The following is a 19,321-nucleotide window of genomic DNA, read 5'->3' on the forward strand; positions in this document are numbered from 1 at the left end:
TGAGGCGCCTTTTTTTCGTTGTGGGAATGTAAAAGGTCTTTAAAACAAGGCTTTTGCCCCGATTTGGGGTACTTACACGGTAATATAGTCGGCAGTTCTGTGTGCTTTTTTGAATACTGCACATAATTTAAGGATGTAACTATGGTTCCCCATCTCGTCACGGCCCTGACCGGACCGCTGCTCGACCTCGAAAAAAAGATTCTGGCCGCGACGCCGGCCATTGAGCGCTGGTTTCGCATGGAGTGGCAAGAGCACACGCCGCCCTTCTATTGCTCGGTAGACTTGCGCAACGCCGGCTACAAGCTGGCGCCCGTCGATACCAATCTGTTCCCTGGCGGTTTTCATAATCTGGCCACGGAAATGCTGCCCCTGTCCGTGCAAGCGGCCATGGCCGCCATCGACAAGTATTGCCCGGACGCCCGCAACCTGCTGATCGTGCCGGAATTGCACAACACCACGCCGCAGTATCTGCAAAACGTGGCGCGCCTGATGCAGATCTTCCGCCAGACGGGACTGCACGTGCGCTTCGGCTCGTGGTCGCCCGAGATCACCCAGCCGACACCGTTGGCGTTGCCAGATGGCAACATGCTCGTCATCGAGCCGCTCGTGCGCCTGAACAATGGCCGCCGCCTGGGCTTGAAGGATTTCGACCCGTGCACGATCTTGCTGAATAACGACTTGTCGGACGGCATCCCCGATATCTTGCAAAATATTCATGAGCAAAGCCTGCTGCCGCCCTTGCACGCGGGCTGGGCCTTGCGTCGCAAGAGCAACCACTACACGGCCTACGATGAAGTGGTGAAAAAATTCGGCAAGATGATCGATGTCGATCCGTGGATGCTCAATCCCTTCCACGCCAAGTGCAGCGACGTCAACTTCCAGGAAGGCGAGGGCGAAGATGCGCTGGCCGCCAGCGTCGACGTGCTGCTGGCCAAGATCCGCAAGAAATACAAGGAATACGGCATCAAGGAAAAGCCGTTCGTCATCGTCAAGCCCGATGCGGGCACGTATGGCACCGGCATCATGACGGTGCGCGACGCCAGCGAAGTGCGCGACCTGTCGCGCAAGCAGCGCGAAAAAATGTCCATCGTCAAGGATGGCCAGCTGGTGACCGACGTGATCATCCAGGAAGGCGTGCCGACCTTTGAAAGCATCAAGGATGCCGTGGCCGAGCCCGTCGTCTACATGATCGACCGCTATGTGGTGGGCGGCTTTTACCGCGTGCATGCGGAACGGGGCGTGGACCAGAACCTGAACGCGCCCGGTTCGCAGTACGTGCCGCTGGCGTTTGCCCAGCAGCATGCCGTGCCGGATTTGAAGGCCAAGCCGGGCACTGCCGCGCCGAACCGCTTCTATGTGTACGGCGTGGTGGCGCGCCTGGCTTTGCTGGCCGCGTCGCTGGAAATGGAGCGCACGGACCCGAATCCCGAGGTGTATTGATCCACCACGGAGGCTTGCCGGGCGCGGCGACTACCGCGCCTGGCGATCTCGGCTAGAATCAAGCATTCCTTATCCAGGCTCCCCGATTGGACGCACCATGAAAATTGCATTCCTTGCCGACCCGCTGGCAGGCTTCAAGACTTACAAAGATTCCACCTTCGCCATGATGCGCGAGGCGGCCAAACGCGGCCACGCCGTCTACGCCTTCGAACAGAAAGACATGGCGCTGGAAGAGGGCATCGTCACAGCATTGGTAAAACATATCGAGCTGACCGGCGACGAACACGACTGGTACAAGGTGCTCTCCACCGAGGAAGTGCGCCTGTCGACTCTGGACGCCATCATCGAGCGCAAGGATCCGCCGTTCGACATGGAATACGTGTACGGCACGTATCTGCTGGAACTGGCGGAAAAGCAGGGCGCTTGCGTCTTCAACAAGCCGTCCGCCATCCGCGACAACAATGAAAAGCTGGCCATTGCCCAGTTTTCCGAATTTACTTCGCCGACCCTGGTGACGTCGAACGAAGCGCGCCTGCGCGCCTTCCATGCCAAGCACCAGGACGTCATCTTCAAGCCGCTCGACGGCATGGGCGGCACGGGCATCTTCCGCGTCAAGGCCGATGGCCTGAACCTGGGCGCCATCATCGAGACGCTGACGGACAACGGCGCGCAAACCATCATGGCGCAGCGCTTTATCGCCGACATCGACAAGGGCGACAAGCGCATCCTCGTCATCGGCGGCAAGCCGGTACCGTTTTCGCTGGCGCGCATTCCGCAGGCCGGCGAAGTACGCGGCAACCTGGCCGCCGGCGGCACGGGCGTGGCGCAGCCATTGACGGCGCGCGACCTGGAAATCGCAGAAAAGCTTGGGCCGATCCTGGCCGCGCGCGGCCTGATGCTGGTAGGATTGGACGTGATCGGCGACTATCTGACGGAAGTCAATGTCACCAGCCCGACCTGCTTCCAGGAAATCATGCAGCAGACGGGTTTTGACGTGGCGGCCATGTTTGTCGACGCCGTCGAGCATGGCGTTGCGCAAGCGCAGCAGCGCTAGAAGGTGAAATGACTATGGTAGGGATTTTGCTCATGACACATGCACCGCTGGGACAGGCCTTCATCGCCGCCTGCGCGCATGTGTTTCGGGGGCCAACGGAACGGTTTGAAGCCATCGACGTCGTCGCTGACCAGGATCTGGCGGAAGTGCAAAAGCTGGCGTCGGACGCCATCTGCCGCCTCGACGACGGTTCCGGCGTGCTGGTGATTACCGACGTGAAGGGCGGCACGCCGTCGAACTGCTGCAACAAGCTGGCCGATGCGGGTCGCGTGGAAGTCATCGCCGGCATCAGCCTGCCGATGCTGCTGCGCGCCATCACGTATCGCCGCGACACGCTCGACGTGGTGGTGGAGATGGCGCTGGCCGGTGCGCAAAGCGGCGCCGTGCGCGTCGATAACCGCATTCGCGTGGGCGAGTAAAGAGTGACATGGCCGCCGCCCTGAAGGCGGCGGATTTTATAGGCAATGGCTGGTAACAATGCAGTGCATTCAGGGATAGAGACCATACAAAAATGATTCAAAAAGAACTCGAAATCATCAACAAGCTGGGACTGCACGCACGCGCCTCCGCCAAATTTACCCAGCTCGCCGCCAAGTTCAAGAGCGACGTCTGGCTGACCCGCAACGCGCGCCGCATCAACGCCAAGTCCATCATGGGCGTGATGATGCTGGCCGCCGGCAAGGGCGCGAAAGTGACGCTGGAAGCCGAGGGCGATGATGAGCAGGTATGTGTCGATGCGCTCACCGCCCTGATTAATGACAGGTTTGGCGAAGGCGAGTAATGCTCGCCGAACGCAGCCGCAGCCGCATTCCGACAGGTCACCCCATGGCATCTTTCACGCTCCACGGCATCCCGGTCTCCCGCGGCATCGCCATTGGCCGCGCGCATCTGCTGGCGCCGGCCGCCCTTGACGTCAAACACTACCTGGTCGCCCAGGAACAGATCGAAGCCGAAGTCCAGCGTTTGCAAAACGCCATCGCCGCCGTCCACAAGGAACTGCAGACCCTGTGGAACGAGCTGCCGAAGGACGCCCCCACGGAACTGGGCGCCTTCATCGACGTGCATGCGCTGATCCTGTCGGATCCGCTGATCGCCGAAGCGCCGCTCGACATCATCCGCTCGCGCCACTACAACGCCGAATGGGCGCTGCTGACGCAAATCGATGAATTGTCGGCCCAGTTCGACGAAATCGAAGACCCGTATCTGCGCGAACGCAAGGCCGACATCCAGCAAGTGGCCGAACGCGTGCTGAAGGTCTTGCTGGGCACGGAACAGCTGCTGCCAAAAGCGGCCACGGCGGATGAGTTGGTGGCGCAGATGATCGTCGTCGCCCACGATATCTCGCCGGCCGACATGCTGCAGTTCCGCGACCGCTCCTTCATCGGCTTCATCACCGACGTGGGCGGGCAGAACTCGCACACGGCCATCGTCGCACGCAGCCTGGATATCCCGGCCGCCGTCGGCATGTCGCAGGCGTCGATGCTGATCGACCAGGACGACTGGCTGATCATCGATGGCGACGCCGGCGTCGTCATCGCCAACCCTAGCGCCCTGGTGCTGGAACAGTACCGCGAGCGCCAGACGGCCATGCAGCGCGCGCGCAAGAAGCTGGGCAAGCTGAAAAAGACGCCGGCCGTGACCAAATGCGGCACGCCCGTCACCCTGCTGGCGAATATCGAACTGCCCGAGGATTGCGCGTTTGCGCTGGAATCGGGCGCCAGCGGCGTGGGCCTGTTCCGCTCCGAATTCCTGTTCATGGGCCGCGCCCACAAGATTCCCACCGAGGACGAGCAATTCGAGGCTTACCGCAACACGGTGCAGTCGATGAAAGGGCGCGTGGTGACCATCCGCACGCTCGACATCGGCGCCGACAAGCCGCTCGACCAGGCCGACCATACGGCCTTGAATCCCGCGCTGGGCCTGCGCGCCATCCGTTACTGCCTGGCTGAGCCGCAATTGTTCCTGACGCAGCTGCGGGCGATTTTGCGCGCCTCCGCCTTCGGCAAGGTGCGCATCCTGATCCCGATGCTGGCGCATGCCTTCGAGATCGACCAGTCGCTGGCCATGATCGCGCAAGCGAAGGCCAGCCTGCGCGAGGAGGGCGTCAAGTTCGACGACGAGGTCGAAGTGGGCGCCATGATCGAGATTCCCGCCGCCGCGCTGGCCTTGCCCATGTTCGTCAAGCGCATGGATTTCCTGTCGATCGGCACGAATGACCTGATCCAGTACACCCTGGCCATCGACCGGGTCGACTATGAGGTGGCGCATTTGTACAATCCGCTGCACCCGGCCGTGCTGCAACTGATCTCCATGACGATCGCCGCCGGCCACAAGGCGGGCATCGACGTGGCCGTCTGTGGTGAAATGGCGGGTGACGTGAAGCTCACGCGCTTGCTGCTGGGCATGGGGCTGCGCGAGTTTTCCATGCACCCGGCCCAACTGCTGGCGGTCAAACAAGAGATCCTCAACAGCGACCTGGGCCTGATTGCGCCACAAATGCGCAAAATTATGCGTTCCATGGAACCAAATGTGATCGCGGAAGCCGTACAACAGTTGCAGCTCATGTAAACTGTCACCTATCAGCAGCAGGACACCTCGCGCGCGGCAAGAGGTGTCCTGATGCTAAAGTTGCAGCACCTATCATCGCGGTGCTGCATCGACCATGGCCCGTGGGGCCGCCCCCCTTTTATAAACCGACACACATGTCATCCATTGGAATCGTTTCGCCGCAAACCATGTATTTTGCGCAACCCTTGCAGCTGCAAAGCGGCGCATCGCTGCAAGACTATATGTTGATGTATGAAACCTACGGCACCCTGAACGCCGACAAATCGAACGCGGTGCTGGTCTGCCACGCCCTGAACGCCTCGCACCACGTGGCCGGCGTCTACGCGGATGAACCGAAAAGCACGGGCTGGTGGGACAATATGGTCGGTCCCGGCAAGCCGCTCGACACGGACAAATTCTTCGTCATCGGCGTCAACAACCTCGGTTCCTGCTTCGGTTCGACGGGCCCTATGCACACCAATCCCGCCACCGGCAAGCCGTATGGCGCCGCTTTCCCCGTCGTCACGGTGGAAGACTGGGTCAGCGCGCAGGCGCGCCTGGCCGATGAACTGGGCATCACCCAGTTCGCCGCCGTGATGGGGGGGTCTTTGGGCGGCATGCAGGCGCTGGCGTGGAGCATCATGTTCCCCGAGCGCCTGCGCCACTGCGTGGTGATCGCCTCGACGGCCAAGCTGTCCGCGCAAAACATCGCCTTCAACGACGTGGCGCGCCAGGCCATCCTGTCCGACCCCGATTACCATGGCGGCGACTTCTATGCGCACGGCGTGGTGCCGAAGAATGGCTTGCGCGTGGCGCGCATGGTGGGCCACATCACCTATCTGTCGAATGACGACATGGCGGAAAAATTCGGCCGCAAGCTGCGCGACGCGGCGCAGACGGGCGACTACAAATTCGGCTTCGGTATCGATTTCGAGATCGAATCGTATCTGCGCTACCAGGGCGACAAGTTCTCTGAATACTTCGACGCGAACACCTACCTGCTCATTACCAAGGCGCTCGATTACTTCGATCCGGCGCGCGCGCATGGCGGCGACCTGGCCAAGGCCCTGTCGGGCACCAAGGCCAAGTTCTTCCTCGCCTCGTTTTCCACCGACTGGCGCTTCTCGCCCGAGCGCAGCCGCGAAATCGTCGAGGCGCTCGTCTGCAACCGCCGCCAGGTGACCTATGCGGAAATCGACGCGCCGCACGGCCACGACGCCTTTTTGCTGGAAGACGCGCGCTACATGAATATGGTGCGCGCCTATTATGGCCAGGTATGGAACGACATCGGCGCGAGCTTGCCCGCCGCAGTAAAGAACATCGCCGTCCGCCAGGGCGCCAAGGAGACCGCATGACTTTTGACGAATTGAGCGCACTGCGCCCCGACCTGGCCTTCATCGCCCACTGGGTGCCGAACAACGCGCATGTGCTGGACGTGGGCTGCGGCGAAGGCGTGATGCTGCAGTATCTGCAAAGCGACAAGGAATGCAGCGGTTACGGCATCGAGATCGCCGACGACAAGGTGTTGGCCAGCACCCGCCGTGGCGTGAACGTGATCCAGCAGGACATGGAAAAGGGTTTGTCGATTTTTGGCGACAACAGTTTTGATACGGTGCTGTGCCTGTCGTCCTTGCAGATGATGAAGCAGGTCGAGCCGCTGCTGCGCGACATCGTGCGCGTGGGCGCCGAAGCCATCGTCTCGTTCCCCAATTTCGCCTACTGGCCGCACCGCGTGGCATTGCTGAAAGGGCGCATGCCTGTGTCGAAATCGCTGCCCTACCAGTGGTACGACACGCCCAACGTGCGCTGCGCAACCATCAACGACTTCCGCGAACTGGCCGAGGAATGCGGCCTGGAAGTGATCGAATGCGTGGCCCTGGCCGAAGGCAAGATGGTCTCCGTGCTGCCGAACCTGCGCGGCGACCTGGCTGTCTTCCGCCTGCGTAAAAAAGCGGTGCATTGATGAGCAAAAGCCCGGCGCCAGGCTGGCGTTCCCATGCCAATGGCCGCATGCTGGCCGTGCTGGTGCTGGGCTTCAGTTCCGGCCTGCCCCTGTTCATCCTGCTGTATCTGCTGCAGGCATGGCTGGCCAAGTCGGGCCTGAACGTCAAGGCGCTGGGGCTGTTCGCCCTGGTGCAGTTCCCCTACATCTGGAAGTTCCTGTGGGCGCCCCTGATGGACCGCTACCGCATCCTGGGACTGGGACGCCGGCGCGGCTGGATGGCGCTCACGCAAGTGGCGCTGTTCTTTGCCATCGGCGGCATGGGCATGCTGAACCCGCTCACGCAGATCGGCCTGATCGCGGCCGCCGCTGGCGGCGTGGCTTTTCTGTCGGCCAGCCAGGACATCGTCATCGACGCCTACCGGCGCGAAATCCTCAGCGACAATGAGCAGGGCCTGGGCGCGGCCGTCATCGTCAACGCGTATAAAGTGGCGGGCATGGTGCCGGGCGCGCTGTCGCTGATCCTGGCCGACCGCATGCCGTGGCAGCCCGTCTTCTGGATCACGGCCGCCTTCATGCTGCCGGGTTTTGTCTGCACCCTGCTGATCAAGGAACCCACCGTGTACGGCTCGCCGCCGAAGACCATGCGCGAAGCGATCATTCTGCCGTTCCAGGAATTCATCGCGCGCGATGGTTGGCGTAACGCAATGTGGATCCTCGCCTTCGTATTACTCTACAAAATCGGCGACAGCATGGCCACGGCGCTGGCGACGAAGTTTTATCTCGACCTGGGTTTTAGCATGACGCAGATCGGCCTGGCCGCCAACACCACGGGTTTCTGGGCCAGTCTGGCCGGTGGCGTGGTGGGCGGTGTGTGGATGCTCAAGCTGGGCATCAACCGGGGCTTGTGGGTGTTTGGCGCATTGCAGGCGATCGCGATTCTGGGCTTCGCCTGGCTGGCGCAGGTGGGGGCGAACACCATGCTATTGAGCGCCGTGATCGGTTTTGAAGCTTTCGCCAGCCTGGGCCTGGGCGCGGCCGCCTTTGTCGCGTTCCTGTCGCGCAGCACGGACCCGCGCTACACTGCCACGCAATATGCCTTGTTTTCCAGCCTGAGCGCCGTGCCGCGCACCCTGATCAACGCCTCGGTGGGTTTTCTCGTCGCCGAGTTGGGCTGGTTCTCGTTTTTCATCGTGTGCTTCTTCCTGGCTTTCCCGGCCATGATGATGCTGCCTAAAATCGCTCCATGGAGGTCTGCCAATGGCACCAATATCCCTTAAACGTTACACCGTCCTGGCCAGCCTGTGCGCGGCCACCGCGCTGGCGCCCCTGTCCGTCTTCGCCCAGCAGGCGACGGTACAGGATGGCATCAAGGTGCGTCCCTTGTCGACTACGCGCATCTTTGCCGGCGGCGCCGATTTCAATGCGGAATCGAAGCAGCAATATACGCAGCTGGTCAATGAAGCGAAGGAAAAAAATGCGCTGGTGCCGGACAGCGATCCGCAAGTAAAACGCCTGCGTGCCATCGCCCAGCGCATCATCCCGTTCGCCACGCGCTGGAACGAGGCGGCGGCCAACTGGAACTGGCAGATCAACCTGCTCAACTCGGACGAGGTCAATGCCTTTTGCATGCCGGGCGGGCAGATTGCTTTTTACAGCGGTATCATCACCAAACTGAACCTGACCGACGATGAAGTGGCCGTCGTCATGGGCCATGAAATTTCGCACGCTTTGCGCGAACACTCGCAGGCGCAGGCTGGCAAGGGCAACCTGGCCGCCGTCGGCTCGAAGCTGGTGGGCGCGGGCCTGTCGGCCTGGCTCGGCGTCGACCCGAATCTGACCAGCACCGCCACGAACATGGCGGCCAAGGGCGTGATGCTGAAATTCTCGCGCGACGATGAACGCGAGGCAGATTTGATCGGCATGGACCTGGCCGCGCGCGCCGGTTTCGATCCGCGCGCCGGCGTGGTGCTGTGGCAGAAGATGGCGGCCGTGAGCGCGGGCGCGCCGCCGGAATTCCTCTCGACCCACCCGTCGGGCAAGGACCGCATCTCGCAGATGAACAGCCATATGGCGCAAGTGCTGCCCCTGTACGCGCGCAGCAAGGGCGTCAGCGTGGATGCCTTGCCGCCATACCGCAGCAACGCCATCGCGCAGCGCTAGGATGTGCAGCCGCCACACCGCCGCACCCTTGCCCATGCGCGATGGCGTGGCGCCCAGCTACCTGTGGCTGCCGGACGGGCAGTGGCCCGACATGCTGTCGTTTCTGCTCGAGCGCTATCCGCAGATCAGCGCGGCGCAATGGCGGGACCGCATGGCGCGCGGTGAGGTGGTCAATGGCGACGGCGCCGTGCTGGCGCCCGATAGTCCATACCGGCGCGGCATGCGCATTTTTTACTACCGCGAGCTGGAACGGGAAACACCGATCCCCTTCCAGGAAGCTATCCTGTTCCAGGACGAGCATTTGATCGTGGTCGACAAGCCGCACTTCCTGCCCATGACGCCGGCCGGGCGCTTCGTGCAGGAGACCCTGCTGACGCGGCTGAAGAAAAACCTGGACTGCGCCGAGCTGACGCCGATCCACCGCCTCGACCGCGAGACGGCCGGCGTGGTGATTTTTTCGCGCCAGGTGGCCAGCCGTGGCGCCTATCAATCGCTGTTCCAGCGCCGCGAAGTGCGCAAGACGTACGAGGCGCTGGCGCCCGTGCTGGCGGGGCGCGATTTTCCATTTATCTACCGCAGCCGCATGGTCGAGGGCGAGCAGTTTTTCCTCATGCGCGAGGAAGCGGGCGAGCCGAATTCGGAAACCATCATCGAGGTGATCGAAGAGCGCGGCGACGTCAACCTGTACCGGCTGCAGCCGCACACGGGGCGCAAGCACCAGCTGCGCGTGCACCTGGCATCGCTGGGCATCCCCATCGTCAACGATGCGTTTTACCCGGTGGCCCTGCCGTGCAAGGAAGACGACATGTCGCAGCCCTTGCAGCTGCTGGCGCGGGCCATCGATTTCACGGATCCGTTGAGCGGCGAGCCGCGCCACTTTGAAAGCCGGCGCAGCCTGTAGCGGTGCTTAGGCCTTGATCGTGTAATCGATGATCAACGGCGCATGGTCGGAAAAACGCTCGTCCTTGTAGACGCTGACCGTATGCGCCTGGGCTGCGATGCCTGGCGTGGCGACGTGGTAATCGATGCGCCAGCCCACGTTTTTCGCATAGGCTTGTCCGCGGTTGCTCCACCACGTGTACTGGTCTTCGCGCTTGTCCAGGCCGCGGTGCACGTCGACAAAGCCCACTTCGTCGAAGACGCGCGTCAGCCAGGCCCGTTCCTCAGGCAGGAAGCCGGAATTTTTCTTGTTGCCCTTCCAGTTTTTCAGGTCGATTTCATGGTGGGCGATGTTCCAGTCGCCGCAGATGACCACTTCGCGGCCCAGCGCCTTCAATGCCAGCAAATGCGGCAGGAACAGTTCCATGAAGCGGAACTTGGCTTCCTGGCGCTCCGGGCCGGACGAACCGGACGGGCAATACACGGAAATGACGGACAGGTTGCCAAAATCGCAGCGCACGTAGCGGCCTTCGGCATCGAATTCAGGGCTGCCGAAACCGATATGCACGGCGTCCGGTTCGACCTTGCTGTACACGCCCGTGCCGGAATATCCCTTTTTCTCGGCGTAGTGGAAGTGGCCATGGTAGCCATGCGGGTTGAGGAATTCCGGCGTCATGTCGGGCAGTTGCGCCTTCAATTCCTGCACGCAGATGAAATCGGCCGTCTGCGTGCCCATCCAGTTGAAAAAGCCTTTTTTGGCGGCGGAACGGATACCGTTCAGGTTGGCGGAGATAATTTTTGGCATAGGCTGAGAGTGAAAGGGCGTTGTACGGGGCCGGCGGGCGCGGCATGGCGATTGTCTCGCCGGTGCGCGCGGATTAAAATACAGGCACTTTTAAAAAATGAGGCTAATGTGAATAATTTACGCCAGCAGTTTATCGCGTTTTCAGTATCCAAGGGAGTCTTGCGGTTCGGCGAGTTCACCACCAAGGCCGGGCGCCAGTCGCCGTACTTCTTCAATGCGGGCCTGTTCCACGACGGCGCCACCCTGGCCGAGCTGGCGCAGTTCTACGCGCAGACCCTGCTCGACTCGGGCGTGGAGTTCGACATGCTGTTCGGTCCCGCCTACAAGGGAATCACCCTGGCGTCGGCCACCGCCGTGGCGCTGGCCGGCAAGGGCCGCAACACTTCGTTTGCCTTCAACCGCAAGGAAGCCAAGGACCACGGCGAAGGCGGCACCATCGTCGGCGCCAAGCTGCATGGCAAAGTCGTCATCATTGACGATGTGATCTCGGCCGGCACCTCGGTGCGCGAATCGGTGGACATGATACGCGCCGCCGGCGCCGAGCCATGCGCCGTGCTGATCGCCCTGGACCGCATGGAGCGTTCCGGCCCGGACGGCCAGCTGTCGCCAAGTTCGGCCGTGCAGGAAGTGTCGAAACAGTATGGCATCCCCGTCATCTCGATCGGTAACCTGGATGACTTGTTCGGCTACCTGAATGGCGCGGGCGCCGATCCGGAATTGCTCAAGCATAAAGAGGCTGTTTCCGCCTACCGCACCAGGTATGGCATTTAAGTAGTCTTGTCCAGCAGCGCCCGCAGCCGCGGGTCGCTGCAGGCGGCGGCAGCTTGCGGGTGGCGTTGCAACAGCCGCCGCAACAGCGCCCCGCCGATGCCACGCCGGCGGAACGGCGGTTTCACGAACAGCATGTTCACCGTCACTTCATCGGCGCGTTTGCTGATGTCGAGCATGGCCACCTGCTGGCCGTCGATCCACGCGCACAGCGCGCTGTCCCCTTGCCAGTCGATGTGCATCACGCCAGCCATGGTTTCAACGCCGCGTGCAAGCCCAGGGCGAACAGGCCGATAAAAAAACACCGTTTGAATACCTGCTGCGCGATGCGCCCGCGCAGCCATTGACCGGCCAGCATGCCGGCCAGCGCTGGCAGCAGCGCATACGCGGAGGCGCCGGCCGCGCCGAGGCTGAAGTCGCCGTGCAGGGCCAGGCTGGCCGCCAGCGCCACGGTCGACGCCGTAAACGCCAGGCCCAGCGCCTGCACCAGCGCATCGCGCGCCAGCCCCAGTCCCTGCAGATACGGCACGGCGGGGATGACGAACACGCCCGTGGCGGCCGTCACCAGTCCCGTCACCGCGCCCGCCAGAGGCCCCAGCCACGTTTCGCGCCGCGCCGGCACGCGCAGCTGCAGCGAGAATAATCCCGCCAGCGCATACAGCATCAGCGCCACGCCCAGCGCGGCGACGGCCCAGGCCCCGCTGTCCTTCGGCAGCAGGGCGCCGCCCGCCAGGGTACCCACCATGACGGCGGCCAGCAAGGGCCACAAACGGCGCAGCAGGGCGTGCAGGCCGGGGCCGGCCGCCAGTTGCCAGACATTCGTCACCATCGATGGCACGATCAGCAGGGCGGCCGCCTGCACGGGCGGCATGACGAGGCTGAGCGTGCCCATGGCCACCGTCGGCAAGCCCAGGCCGACTACGCCCTTGACGAAGCCAGCGACGAGGAAACTGGCGCCGACGGCCAGCAGGAATGACGTCTCCATCTTTTTTATCCACAGTGAATTGCGTGGATTCTGCGCTTGTCAGGAACTTTCGCCAAGGTGGATTATTTTGAGTCAGCCTTAGTCAAATACGAAGGCTGATAAGATGGCGAAAAGGAGGGCCGCCATGCGCTTTGATCTGGTCGATTTGCAGCTGTTTGTCAACGTGGTGGAGGCGGGCAGCCTGACGGCGGGCGCCGCGCGCAGCCATCTCGCATTGGCTTCCAGCAGTGCGCGCGTGCGCGGCATGGAAGAGATGCTGGGCATGCCCCTGCTGCTGCGTGGCCGGCGCGGCGTGGAACCGACGCCAGTGGGCCAGACCTTGCTGCATCACGCGCGCCTGGTGCTGCTGCAAATGGAGAAAATGCGCGGCGAGCTCGGTGAATTTGCGCGCGGCTTGAAAGGGCAGTTGCGGCTGCTGTGCAATACGGCCGCGCTCAGCGAATTTTTGCCCGAGGCGCTAGGCGCTTTTCTCGACCGCCATCCGAACCTGACCATCGACCTGGAAGAGCGCCTCAGTTACGATATCGTCAAGGCCGTATCGGAAGGACTGGCCGACATGGGCATCGTGTCCGACTCGGTCGACATGCGCGGCTTGCAGACGTTTTTGTTCCGCCCCGACCGGCTGGTGGTGATCGCCGCGGCCGACGGCGTGCATCACCGTGCCCTGGGCCAGGATGGCGTCGTCGACTTTGCCAGCGTGCTGGATCACGATTTCATCGGCCTGGCCGACGACAGCGCGATGCAGCAGTACCTGGGCATGCATGCGGCGCGCCTGGGGCGTCCGTTGAAGGTGCGCGTGCGCCTGCGCAGTTTCGATGCAGTGTGCCGCATGGTGGCCAGCGGCGTGGGCATCAGCGTGGTGCCGCTGGCGGCTGCCAGCCGCTGCCAGCAGACGATGGCGCTGCGCTGCCTGGAATTATCCGATCCCTGGTCGGTACGCAATCTGACGATCTGCGTGCGCCAGTTCAGTGAATTACCCCTGTATGCGCGCCAGTTGATCGATCATCTGAAGGCGTGACAGGGCATGACAGGAGCAGCGATGCGTTTTTCAGAAGACAAGATGGCCAGCCTGCGGTGCAGCGACCAGGTTGAGCGGCCGATCCACATCTGGCAGCCAGCAGCGCCACCACGCGCCGTGATCCTGGCGATCCACGGCGGCATGGCGCATGCGGGCGACTACGTCACGCCGGCGCTGTATTTCCGCCAGCACGGCATCGCCACCGTCAGCTTCGACATGGTGGGCCACGATGGCCAGCGCAAGGTCGATATCCCTTCGTTCGACGCCTTCCTCGACGACGAGGAACTGTTCCTTGCGTGGGTCAAGGCCACGTATCCGGGCGTGCCGATTTTCGTCATGGGCCACTCCATGGGCGGCCTGATCGCCACGCACCTGGGCTTGCGGTGCTTTGCGGGCGACCCGGCGATCAAAGGCTTCATCATCTCGTCGCCGTATTATGTGAATGCGATTCCCGTGCCGAAGGTGTTGCAGATGCTGTCCGGATGGCTGGCGCAGCGTTTCCCCACGATGAAGGTACCGCTGGGGAACCTGACCATGCTGCTGACGCACGATCAGACCATCACCGCGCGCCATTTCCAGGATGAGCGTGACGGCATCCGCGCCAGTGCCGCATCGGTGCGCTTTGCCCATGCCTTGACGTCGGCGCAAAAGGAGCTGGCGGGCGGCTTGTCCGGCTGGCGCTTCCCCCTGTTCGCCGTGGTGGCCGGCGACGACAAGCTGGCCGACAGCCGCGCCACGGAAAGCATGCTGCGCAGCGTGCCCGATGGCCTGCTCGACTATCACTACTATCCAGCCAATTATCACGAGAATTTCAATGAAGTAAACCGCGACGTGATCTTTGCCGCCATCCTGGCGTGGATGGAGAAACTCCTGGCACCCGTAGCGCCGTGAGGCGCCAGTATCGTTATAATCGGATTCACTGAATTGACCGCCGGCGCATGCCGGCCCGGTCCCCGCGGCACAGGGGAATACTCAAGGAATGAACGATGCGCTTGCTGATTGCCCTGATACTCCCGTGGCTGACCTTTTTCACGATCGGCCGTCCGATCGCCGGCATCATTTGCCTGATCCTGCAAATCACCCTGATCGGCTGGCTGCCGGCGGCGATCTGGGCCGTGTATTCGCTGAGCCAGTACAAGACGGACCAGAAGATCGCCGAGGCCATGCGCCGGCGCTGATGCGGGGCTAAGTCTTGTTTAAGCTGCGCTTCCTATCTTGATTCAACCGACATGAGGAGAGTGAGATGGCACCAGACAGACGCGGTACCCTGACCCTGGCGGCGGCAATGCTGGCCGCCGGGCTGTTGCTGGGAAGTGCGGCGCAGGCGCAAAGCGACAGCGCACTGCCGCCCGTGCAGAAAAGCGGGGCGGTGGAATACCTGAGCGGCGGCATCGGCCTCGATGAATCGACGGCCATCAAGAGCGCCAGCCGGCACTGGCCCTTGAGCCTCGTGTTTTCCGTGCAGGCGGCGGGCAAGGCGGAATTTGCCTCCGACGTGAAGCTGACCATACGCGACGCCAAGGGCGCGCCAGTGCTGGAAACGACGGCCAGCGGACCGTTCCTGCTGGCGAAACTGGCGCCGGGCAGCTACAGCCTGAGCGCCACCCTGGCCGGCAAGACACTGGAGCGCAAGGTGCAGGTCAAGGCGGGCAGTTCCGCGCGCGTGGAACTGGTCTGGCCGGCGGGAACGAACCAAGGTAAATCCTGATGGCTGGCGACGGCAAGGCACCTGAACAGGGCTTGTCGGCGCGGGGCTTGTCGGCACATATCCTGCCCACGTCGGCGACGATGGTCGGCGTGTGCATGACGGTGCTGTCGATCGGCCACCTGGCGCCGCGCGGCGAGGTGCGCGTGGCCATCGACAAGCTGCTCGCTATCGATGCCATCGTATTTCTCGTCAGCGCCGTGCTCTCGTTCATGTCGCTGCGCCCCGGCCAGTCGCGCCTGCGCTACGAATGGTGGGGCGAGCTGCTGTTCATCTGCGGGCTGGCCCTGCTGGCGCTGGGCGCCGTGGTGCTGGCCTTTGTCATCAACTGAACCCGATCAGCTGACCGCGAGCACGCGCCCTTCGGCGGCGCTTTGCAGTGCCAGTTCGATCAGGCGTATCGTTGCCGCCGCATCTTCGGCCGCCACGGGCGCCGCTGCGCCATGGCGGATGGCGTCGGCCATGCCCTGGTAAAAGTCCTGGTAGCGGCCCGCCTGCATCTCCAGGTGTTCACAATGCCCGTCCGGCTGCGCGCCCAAATGCAGCGCGCCGCGCACGGGATCCGTGCCCCAGCCGGGCTGTCCCGGCCTGCCGCCCGCCTTCAGGGCGTCTTCCTGCGGGTCGAGGCCAAACTTCACGAAACTGCCTTTATCGCCATGCACGGCGAAGCGCGCCGTCGGCGCTTTTACAAGGCAGCCCGCTTGCAGCACCACGCGCAGCCGGTCGTAGTACAACACAATGTGCATGTAGTCGACGGCTTGCGCGCCATCGCGCTGCAGGGCGATATCGGCGTACAGCTTTTCCGGCATGCCGAACAGCTGCATGGCCTGGTCCAGCATGTGCGGACCCAGGTCGTACAGCAAGCCGCCGCCCGGTGCGCCGGACTCGCGCCAGCGCTGGCGGATCTCGGGGCGGAAACGGTCGAAATGCGATTCGACGCTGGCGATGCGGCCCAGGGTGCCCTGTGCCAGCAGCGCTTTCAGTGTCAGGAAATCGCCATCCCAGCGCCGGTTGTGGTACACGCTGAGCACCAGCTTGCGCTCTTTCGCCAGCGCGATCAGGCTCTGCGCCTCGGCACTGGAAATGGTAAATGGCTTGTCGACCACCACGTGCTTGCCCGCCTGCAGGGCCGCTTGCGCCAGGCTGAAATGCGCCTCGTTGGGCGCCGCGATGACGACCAGTTCGATGGACGGATCGGCAAACAGCTGCGCGGGCTGCGCATACACGGTGGCGTGCGGCCAATCCTTGTGCACAAGCTCCGGCTTGCTGGAGGCGACGGCCGTCAGTTCCAGGGCCTCGATGGCGGACAGCACGGGAGCGTGGAAGGTGGAGCCGGCAAAGCCGTAGCCGACCAGGCCGGTTTTGATCTTGTTCATGGCGTGTTCACAGGTGTGTGGAAGAATCCATGATCATACCCGCAAGCGGGCGGCGGCAGCGCTGCAGCAATGTTGCAACGCCGCCGCTCCTGCCTTAGTTCAGGCGCCAGACGTATTGCACCTTGACGCTGGCGCTGACAGGCTTGCCGCCAGCGAGGGCCGGCTTGAACGTGCACTTGGCGATGCCGCTGCGCGCCGCCTCGTCGAGGGCCGGGTGGCCGCTGCTTTTGACCACGCTCGACCCCGTTACCTTGCCGGCCGCATCCACGTCGAAGGACATGTTGACCGTGCCCTCTTCCTTCGCCTGCCGTGATGCTGCTGGCCAGACCGGCTTGTTGCAGACGCCAAAGTCGATGACGGGGCGGCGCTCCAGTACGGGCGCGCTGTCGGCGGCGACGGCCTGACCGTAGATGCCGAGGCAGGCGCCTGCCAGGGCCAGCAGCGGCACGGCCGCCTTCCAGTTCAGGGTGTGTGGTGCGGGGCGCAGCAATCGTTTGATACGTGACATAAGATCTCCTCCGTTGGCCGCCTGGGCCAGGTGGTGGGTTGAGAACTGGAGACGTTCCAGTTCCGAGAGTGCAAGAGCCAGACGCCGCGGTTCGCCCAGTTGTCTTGCTGCGAAATCATCTGCAATGTGTTCGCGCTCCAGGCGCACGCCGCGTGAAATCCACCAGACGGCAGGGTGGAAGAACAGCAGCGCCTCGATGGCGTTTTGCAGCAGGTTGATCAGATAATCGTGGCGCCGGATGTGCGCCAGTTCGTGCGCCAGCAGCGCGTCGAGCAGGTGCGGCGGCATGCCGGTCAACAGTGCGGCGGGCACCAGCACCATGGGGCGCCAGATGCCGGCAGTGAGCGGGCTGGTGATGTTGTCGAGCACGCGCAGCCGCACGGGCCGCGTCACGCCCGCGTCGTGCGCCATGTGCGACAGCCTTGCCTGCAGTGGTCCATGCGTGGCGCCCGTGTTCCTTGCGCTGCGCTCTATCCACAGCATGCCCAGCGCCATGCGCACGGCCAGCACGGCGGCGCACAGGGCCCACACGCCGACGATGGCGCGCAGCAGCAAGTCCAGGTCGGGCAGGCTGTCAGGTGCCAGCAGGGCGGGCGGCAGCAAGGCGCTGGAGTACAGGGCGCTCGTGGCGTCGCCGCCGGCCAGGCGCAGAGACAGGCCCGCCGCCGGCCATGCCAGGCAGGCCAGCAGGGCGCCGCAACCGACGGCGTAGCGCGCTTCCGGACGCGCATTGCGCAGGGCCGCCCACGCCAGCGCCGTGGCGCAACCGATCAGCAAGCCTTGCCACAGGAAGTGCAGCAGGGTCCAGCCCAGCGCTGGCACGAAGCCGCTCATGACTGATCGTCCTTGAGCATTTTTTCGATTTCTTCGCGTTCGGCGCGCGACACGCCCGTGCGCAGCGCCGCCAGCACCAACGCCTTGGCCGAACCGGCAAAGGCTTTCTGCATCAATTCCTTGAGCAGGTTCGTCTGCAGGCTGTCCTGCGCCTGCGCCGGCGCATACACGTGCGAGCGCTGGCTTTCGTCGCGGATCAGCAAGCCCTTGCTGTGCATGATCTGCATCAGGCGCAGCACAGTGCCGTACGTGATGGCTGGCTTGGCCAGCGCCATCGCCTCATGCACCTGCTTGGCCGTGGCGGCGCCCAGCGGCCACAGCGCCTGCAGCAGATCGAGTTCGGCTGCCGTCGGTTTCGGAATGTCGTGCGTCTTGGCCATGCGGTTTCCTCTTGCCTGAAATTCAATAGGGCTAGAGTAAACCTTGTAGACAAAAATGTATACTTTAATTTTCAGACTGGCGAAAAGTGCCGTTTTTAAAGCTGATATGAACTAGACATACCGATATACTTCATGTCCGGCAGCGGCGTGGGCGCAAGTCATTGGATAGAATGACAGAAATTAGTTGCGTTTGAGAAATTACTATATAATCATTGCCAATTTCGCCAGGAGTACAGTTTGGCCTGTCTGGCCGCTGCCTGTTAATCCATCTATTTATTAAGCCTCGCTGAGCCAGGCCCAACTCTCCCCATGACAATGAAAGCAGCAATCCTGTCGACAAGCTGTGCCTTGCTTCTGGCAGGATGCATTAATACGGCGCCGCACCCCCGATATATATTGCCGAATCCGGCGCAACCTTCGACTACCCTGACCATCAAGCCCATTTTCACGGGGTCGAGGAAAGTGGCTGTCGTGTGGCGTAACGAGGTCGATTTTGCTGCGGATGGAAAATGGGCGGCCCAGCGCAGTTTTACGCTGGCCAGTTTCAATAAGGATTACCAATCCAATCCAGTAGTGACGAGGCTGCCGGCTGGCGTATCGCATTTTTTCGTGAATTATCCTTTGGGGTCCTCCCACGAGTGTTCGATTTCCTTTGCTGCCCAGCTGCAGGAAGGGCGCAAATACACCTTGCGGACGGATGACAAAGCAGGCGGGTTCTTCTCTCTGGGAGGCTGCGGTGTCAGTGTGCATGACGACGATACGCAGCAAGCCTTGCCACTCATGGTGTGCCGGGACGTCGCCACGGTGTTCAGTTCATTCTTCTGTCGCAAGCCCGCTGACGCGGCTGCAGCCGGCGTCCCGTAAAGACGAAAAACATGCCTGTTGCGCATAAAAAAAGGACGCCGTGGCGTCCTTTT

The 19,321-nt window shown here is 62.8% G+C and carries 23 protein-coding genes; 17 read left to right on the plus strand and 6 right to left on the minus strand.

Annotation, left to right across the window (positions count from 1 at the left end):
- Positions 1–141: 141 nt before the first annotated feature.
- The 10 genes from gshA (at position 142) to P9875_RS04675 (ending at position 10,047) form a co-directional block, all read left to right on the plus strand.
- Entirely contained in the window at positions 142–1,440 is a 1,299-nt protein-coding gene (gene gshA / locus P9875_RS04630; protein WP_034784679.1) for a glutamate--cysteine ligase, read from the plus strand.
- A gap of 97 nt (positions 1,441–1,537) precedes the next feature.
- On the plus strand, positions 1,538–2,494 hold the full coding sequence (gene gshB, locus P9875_RS04635; protein WP_278317699.1) for a glutathione synthase: 957 nt from the start codon (positions 1,538–1,540) through the stop codon (positions 2,492–2,494).
- Between the two features lie 14 nt (positions 2,495–2,508).
- Complete coding sequence (locus P9875_RS04640) at positions 2,509–2,913, plus strand: PTS sugar transporter subunit IIA (protein WP_035824452.1); 405 nt, start codon at positions 2,509–2,511, stop codon at positions 2,911–2,913.
- Positions 2,914–3,005: 92 nt separating this feature from the next.
- Positions 3,006–3,275, plus strand: coding sequence for an HPr family phosphocarrier protein (locus P9875_RS04645; RefSeq protein WP_278317700.1), 270 nt, complete (start codon positions 3,006–3,008; stop codon positions 3,273–3,275).
- Positions 3,276–3,319: 44 nt separating this feature from the next.
- Entirely contained in the window at positions 3,320–5,062 is a 1,743-nt protein-coding gene (gene ptsP, locus P9875_RS04650) for a phosphoenolpyruvate--protein phosphotransferase (RefSeq protein ID WP_035828605.1), read from the plus strand.
- Positions 5,063–5,196: 134 nt separating this feature from the next.
- Positions 5,197–6,396 (plus strand): homoserine O-succinyltransferase MetX, encoded by a 1,200-nt coding sequence (gene metX, locus P9875_RS04655; RefSeq protein WP_278317701.1) that lies wholly within the window; start codon positions 5,197–5,199, stop codon positions 6,394–6,396.
- Entirely contained in the window at positions 6,393–7,004 is a 612-nt protein-coding gene (metW, locus tag P9875_RS04660) for a methionine biosynthesis protein MetW (RefSeq protein WP_034749410.1), read from the plus strand. Before metX ends, metW begins: the two co-directional genes overlap by 4 nt.
- Entirely contained in the window at positions 7,004–8,263 is a 1,260-nt protein-coding gene (locus P9875_RS04665; protein WP_278317702.1) for an AmpG family muropeptide MFS transporter, read from the plus strand. Before metW ends, P9875_RS04665 begins: the two co-directional genes overlap by 1 nt.
- Entirely contained in the window at positions 8,244–9,146 is a 903-nt protein-coding gene (locus tag P9875_RS04670; RefSeq protein ID WP_099403370.1) for a M48 family metallopeptidase, read from the plus strand. The genes P9875_RS04665 and P9875_RS04670 overlap by 20 nt, the downstream gene beginning before the upstream one ends.
- 1 nt (position 9,147) lies before the next feature.
- Entirely contained in the window at positions 9,148–10,047 is a 900-nt protein-coding gene (locus P9875_RS04675) for an RluA family pseudouridine synthase (protein ID WP_278317703.1), read from the plus strand.
- A 6-nt stretch (positions 10,048–10,053) separates the two neighbouring features.
- On the opposite strand, the gene P9875_RS04680 is transcribed toward P9875_RS04675, so the two are convergent.
- Positions 10,054–10,830: an exodeoxyribonuclease III gene (locus P9875_RS04680; RefSeq protein ID WP_219311942.1), complete on the minus strand. Its 777-nt coding sequence runs from the start codon at positions 10,828–10,830 to the stop codon at positions 10,054–10,056.
- A gap of 108 nt (positions 10,831–10,938) precedes the next feature.
- On the opposite strand from P9875_RS04680, the gene pyrE reads away from it, so the two are divergent.
- Positions 10,939–11,601, plus strand: coding sequence for an orotate phosphoribosyltransferase (pyrE, locus tag P9875_RS04685; protein ID WP_035824465.1), 663 nt, complete (start codon positions 10,939–10,941; stop codon positions 11,599–11,601).
- Here pyrE and P9875_RS04690 read toward each other — a convergent pair.
- Positions 11,598–11,852, minus strand: a complete 255-nt coding sequence (locus P9875_RS04690; RefSeq protein WP_278317704.1) for a GNAT family N-acetyltransferase — start codon at positions 11,850–11,852, stop codon at positions 11,598–11,600. The two genes, pyrE and P9875_RS04690, sit on opposite strands and share 4 nt — an antisense overlap.
- On the minus strand, positions 11,840–12,583 hold the full coding sequence (locus P9875_RS04695) for a sulfite exporter TauE/SafE family protein (protein ID WP_278317705.1): 744 nt from the start codon (positions 12,581–12,583) through the stop codon (positions 11,840–11,842). Before P9875_RS04695 ends, P9875_RS04690 begins: the two co-directional genes overlap by 13 nt.
- A gap of 124 nt (positions 12,584–12,707) precedes the next feature.
- On the opposite strand from P9875_RS04695, the gene P9875_RS04700 reads away from it, so the two are divergent.
- The 5 genes from P9875_RS04700 (at position 12,708) to P9875_RS04720 (ending at position 15,638) form a co-directional block, all read left to right on the plus strand.
- On the plus strand, positions 12,708–13,601 hold the full coding sequence (locus tag P9875_RS04700) for a LysR substrate-binding domain-containing protein (RefSeq protein ID WP_034749390.1): 894 nt from the start codon (positions 12,708–12,710) through the stop codon (positions 13,599–13,601).
- Between the two features lie 21 nt (positions 13,602–13,622).
- Entirely contained in the window at positions 13,623–14,492 is an 870-nt protein-coding gene (locus P9875_RS04705; protein ID WP_278317706.1) for an alpha/beta fold hydrolase, read from the plus strand.
- A gap of 95 nt (positions 14,493–14,587) precedes the next feature.
- Entirely contained in the window at positions 14,588–14,779 is a 192-nt protein-coding gene (locus P9875_RS04710) for a YqaE/Pmp3 family membrane protein (protein ID WP_035824477.1), read from the plus strand.
- 65 nt (positions 14,780–14,844) lie between these two features.
- On the plus strand, positions 14,845–15,309 hold the full coding sequence (locus tag P9875_RS04715) for a carboxypeptidase-like regulatory domain-containing protein (RefSeq protein WP_035824479.1): 465 nt from the start codon (positions 14,845–14,847) through the stop codon (positions 15,307–15,309).
- A complete protein-coding gene (locus tag P9875_RS04720; protein ID WP_278317707.1) occupies positions 15,309–15,638 on the plus strand; it encodes a hypothetical protein in 330 nt (109 codons plus the stop codon). The genes P9875_RS04715 and P9875_RS04720 overlap by 1 nt, the downstream gene beginning before the upstream one ends.
- A gap of 6 nt (positions 15,639–15,644) precedes the next feature.
- Here P9875_RS04720 and P9875_RS04725 read toward each other — a convergent pair whose 3' ends face one another.
- The 3 genes from P9875_RS04725 to P9875_RS04735 form a co-directional block, all read right to left on the minus strand.
- Entirely contained in the window at positions 15,645–16,682 is a 1,038-nt protein-coding gene (locus tag P9875_RS04725) for an oxidoreductase (RefSeq protein WP_278317708.1), read from the minus strand.
- Between the two features lie 94 nt (positions 16,683–16,776).
- A complete protein-coding gene (locus P9875_RS04730) occupies positions 16,777–18,024 on the minus strand; it encodes a M56 family metallopeptidase (RefSeq protein ID WP_219311928.1) in 1,248 nt (415 codons plus the stop codon).
- Complete coding sequence (locus P9875_RS04735; RefSeq protein WP_176389121.1) at positions 18,021–18,404, minus strand: BlaI/MecI/CopY family transcriptional regulator; 384 nt, start codon at positions 18,402–18,404, stop codon at positions 18,021–18,023. The genes P9875_RS04730 and P9875_RS04735 overlap by 4 nt, the downstream gene beginning before the upstream one ends.
- A 309-nt stretch (positions 18,405–18,713) precedes the next feature.
- Between P9875_RS04735 and P9875_RS04740 the strand changes: the two genes are divergently transcribed.
- A complete protein-coding gene (locus P9875_RS04740) occupies positions 18,714–19,268 on the plus strand; it encodes a hypothetical protein (protein ID WP_158300227.1) in 555 nt (184 codons plus the stop codon).
- The last annotated feature ends 53 nt before the right edge of the window (positions 19,269–19,321 follow it).

It is taken from the genome of Janthinobacterium rivuli (genome assembly GCF_029690045.1).
GTDB classification, from domain to species: Bacteria; Pseudomonadota; Gammaproteobacteria; order Burkholderiales; family Burkholderiaceae_D; genus Janthinobacterium; species Janthinobacterium rivuli.